The organism is Leucobacter sp. M11 (assembly GCF_035726885.1).
GTDB lineage: Bacteria > Actinomycetota > Actinomycetes > Actinomycetales > Microbacteriaceae > JAPFRB01.
The window spans coordinates 449364-450446 of record NZ_JAPFRB010000001.1 but is presented as its reverse complement, the minus strand read 5'-3'; the positions used below and the strand labels follow the sequence as shown (position 1 = coordinate 450446).

The window sequence follows — 1083 nt, the reverse complement described above, 5'->3', positions numbered from 1 at the left end:
CTCGCGCTCATCGCCTTCCTCATCGACCTCACCGCGGGCGCGAGCCTCGTCACCCTGATCGCCGTCACCGACACCAGCTACGCCGTCGCCCGCTACGGGAGCCGCCGCCTCGCCCGCACCCAGCTCTGGATGCTCGGCTGCGGACTCCCGCTCTTCATCGCCGGGGGCATGATCGCCCGCACCCAGCTCATCGACCTGCTGCTCGGCACCCTCTTCCTGAGCACGCTCTTTCTCCTCCCGATCTGGTGGGGCACCTCCCTCCGCCTGGAACGGGACCGCACCGACCTCGAACGCCAACTCGGCGAGGGACGCCTCGAACTGCTCCGTAGCCAACAACGCGAGGAAACTCGCGCCGCGCTCGCCGCAGATCGTGCGGTCACGGGGGCCGAGCTGCACGACCTCGTGGCGAATCAACTCGCCGCGATCGCCCTCCGCGCCGAGGCGGCCGAGCTCGGGCAGGCCGCGGGGCGCGCGGTGACCGACACGGATCTCGCGGCGATCGCCGGGGCGAGCCGGAGCGCCCTGCGGCACCTGCACGACCTGATCGGCCTCCTCCGCGAGGAACCCGGCGTCGGCGTCCCCGAGCGCAGCGCGGACACCCTGCCCGGCGTGCTCACCCAGGCCCGCGCGCTCGGTTCCCCCGTGCGCTGGCTCGGCGGCGACCCGGAGGCCGACGGCTTCGCCGCCGCCCTCGACGCCATGCCGCCCGAGGCCGGGCGGGAGATCCTGCGCATCCTCACGGAGGCGCTCGTGAACGCGGCCCGGCACGGGGCGGACGCGGAGGAGGGCTCCGGCGGCGTCGCGCTGCGCTGGCTCGCGGGGGAGCGGACCCTCTCGGTCACCAACGCGGTCCGGGAGGGCCGCCCGCCCACCGCGGCGGGCGGGGGCATCGGCCAGCGCACGATGGCCGAGCGGGCCGCGCGGATCGGCGCGACGATTGAGTCCGGCCAACTCCGCGCGGGCGAGGCGTCCGCTGCGGACGGGGCCCCCGTCCGGACCTGGACCGTGGCCATCACGCTGCCCGCCCCCGCCTCCGGTCCGGGCATCGCTCGCCGCGCAGACGGTGCCCCGGGCGGCGAGGCC

At 76.1% G+C, this 1083-nt stretch carries 1 protein-coding gene; it reads left to right on the top strand.

Translation table 11 applies throughout. The features are described from left to right. The coding region (locus OOT08_RS02275; RefSeq protein WP_325090930.1) for a sensor histidine kinase at window positions 1-1083 on the top strand (1083 nt) is incomplete at both ends.